General features: G+C 73.0%; 4 protein-coding genes. 2 read left to right on the top strand and 2 right to left on the bottom strand.

Annotation, left to right across the window (positions count from 1 at the left end; genetic code table 11):
* Positions 1-212 (top strand): RNA methyltransferase (locus E1298_RS46160; protein WP_165975990.1); only part of this gene is annotated, 212 nt, incomplete at its 5' end.
* A 105-nt stretch (positions 213-317) separates the two neighbouring features.
* Here E1298_RS46160 and E1298_RS46155 read toward each other — a convergent pair.
* Positions 318-899 carry a dihydrofolate reductase family protein gene (locus tag E1298_RS46155; protein WP_131903689.1) on the bottom strand — a complete coding sequence of 194 codons (582 nt, stop codon included), beginning with the start codon at positions 897-899 and terminating at the stop codon, positions 318-320.
* 65 nt (positions 900-964) lie between these two features.
* Entirely contained in the window at positions 965-1,795 is an 831-nt protein-coding gene (locus E1298_RS46150; RefSeq protein ID WP_207945263.1) for a helix-turn-helix domain-containing protein, read from the bottom strand.
* A 211-nt stretch (positions 1,796-2,006) separates the two neighbouring features.
* Here E1298_RS46150 and E1298_RS46145 point away from each other — a divergent pair.
* Positions 2,007-2,482: SAM-dependent methyltransferase (locus E1298_RS46145; protein WP_131903688.1), on the top strand; the 476-nt coding region annotated here is incomplete at its 3' end.

Below are 2,482 nucleotides of genomic sequence, written 5' to 3'. Positions count from 1 at the left end.
CCGGCGACGCCCTCCCCCTTCACCAGGCCCCCCTGGACGGCGACATCTGCCTCGCCGTCGGCGGCGAGGACCACGGCTGCTCCCCCGCCCTGCTCGCCGCCGCCGACGCCGTCGCCTACATCCCCCAGATCGGCCGCGTCGGCTCCCTCAACGTCGCCGTCGCCACCGCCGTCGCCCTCGCCGAGGCCCGCCGCCGCGAATGGTCCACCTGACCCGCCCCCGGGCCTCACCCCGGCCGGACGCCGGCCAGGATACGACGGAAACCGGCAACCAGTGATCTTGAGTTGGACCTGCCGCGGGTGAGGTGCCGGGATCGGTCAACGGCGCACCCGATAGCGCAGGTGAAGCACCCGGTCGCCCTGAATCACCACGTCAGGATCCTCCAACAGGTGCTGCGCGCGGACCGACCCGAAGTAGCGCTTGCCGGACCCGAACACCACGGGTACGACGTCCATGCGCACCTCGTCGACCAAGCCCGCGGCGAGCACCTGGCCACCGACGTCGCCCGCGGCGACCTCGACCATGCGGTCACCCGCAAGCTCCTGCGCCTTGGCCATGCCCGCCTCGACGCCGCCGACGAAATGAAACGGCGCCTCGGGGTCCCAGCCCTCGGGCTCCGGCCGGTGCGTCACGACGACCACGTGGTCGACCCCGCCCGGAGGCTTCCCGTCCCAGCCGTCCGTCATGTCGAAGACATGACGGCCGACGATCGTCACCCCGATCTGGTCCCAGTACGGCCGGGTGTAGTCGTAGGACGTCTGCGACACCTTCACCTCGCCGCTCTCGTCCAACGGGACGTCACCGCTGGACAACCAGTCGAACAGCGGTCCGGGCCGGTCGTTGTCGTCCGCGACGAAGCCGTCCACCGACACCGAGCTGTACATGACCACCTTGCCCACGGGCCTCTCCTCTGCTTCGGGGTGCCCCAAATTAGCGTGCCGTGAGCTGTCGCTCTTGTAAGAAATCAATCGGCCGGCAGCGGCCAGCCGTCCAGCGCGTGGCCGGGATGTTCGCGCAGGAACCGCCGCCGGACTTCGACGTACCGGGTCGGCGTGAGCCCGGTGAACGCCCGGAACTCGTGACCGAAGTGGGCCTGGTCGAAGTAGCCCGCGCCGCCGGCGAGGTCGCCCCAGTCGATCGGTCCGGCGGGGTCGATCGCGAACACGGTGGCGGTGAAGCGGTAGGTGCGGGCCAGCCGCTTCGGCGTGACGCCGATGAGCTCCTTGAACCGCTGTGCCAGATGAGTGCCGCTGACACCGGCCGCCGCGCTCAGGTCGCCGATCGCCACCGCCCCGCTGGCCGCCGCGAGGACGCTGCTCGTACGGCGGACCAGCCCCAGGCCGGCGGTCTCGCACAGCCGCCGCATCAGCTCCTCCTCAAGCAGCGTCAGCATCTCCTGCGGTCCGTCCGCCGCGGCCAGCCGGTCTCGCAGCTCGGCAACGGCGGGCCGGCCCCAAACCTGCTCTATCGTCACCGGCCGGTCACACAGCTCGGCCGCGGGCATCGGCAGGAACGGCGCCGGCCCCCACGGCTTGAAATGCACGCCGACGGACCGGGTCCGGAGCGGGTAGCCGAACTCCAACGCGCGGGTGGGCATGGTGACCACGCAGCCGTCGGCGTACTCGGCCGTCTCGATGTCGGTGCCGGCGCGGATGCGGAACGGCGCCCCGAGGTTGACGATGAGCAACGCCGCCGGCATCGGCGGCAGCGTCAGCCGGGCGTACGGCGGCGCACCCTCCAGGTAGTAAAGGTCGTCGATCAGCCCGTCCAGCGGCGGTCGCGGCACTCTGGACACGTACTGCACGCCCACAGTATCGCCGACGCCCCCGCCGGCATCGCGCCGTGATGGTCCAGCCGCGCCGCCGCCGGCACCGAGCCGGCACCGATCCCGGCCGGACGCCCGGCCGCGGACCTCTGCCCCACCTCGCGGTTTTGCCGAACCGGCAACGGAACTTGCCGGATCCGGACGAGGAGGGCGAGCATCGTCCTCGACCCGAGGAGGAACCATGACCGGCGACACCAGCGGCGAAGCGTTCTGGGACGACCGCTACGCCCAGCACGACCACCTGTGGAGCGGCGAGCCCAACGCCATGATCGTCCGAGAGGCCGCCGGGCTGCCGCCCGGCACCGCCCTGGACCTGGGATGCGGCGAGGGCGGCGACGCGATCTGGCTCGCCGCCCGCGGATGGCGCGTCACCGCCGCCGACATCTCCCGCCTCGCCCTGGAGCGCGCCGCCCGGCACGCCGAGGACGCCGGCGTCGCCGACCGCGTCGACTGGCGGCACCACGACCTGGACGCCTCGTTCCCCGCCGGGTCCTACGACCTGGTCTCCGCCCAGTTCCTGCACTCCCCCGCCGGGCCGCCCCGCGAGCCGATCCTGCGGGCCGCCGCCGCGGCCGTCGCGCCCGGCGGGGTCCTGCTCATCGCCGGGCACGCCGGCCCCCCGCCCTGGGAGGACGGCCCCGCCCCGCACCTGCCCAC

The sequence above is a fragment of the Actinomadura rubrisoli genome (assembly GCF_004349215.1).
GTDB lineage: Bacteria > Actinomycetota > Actinomycetes > Streptosporangiales > Streptosporangiaceae > Spirillospora > Spirillospora rubrisoli.
The sequence above is the reverse complement of the archived record's forward strand: the minus strand, read 5'-3'. Positions and strand labels throughout refer to the sequence as shown.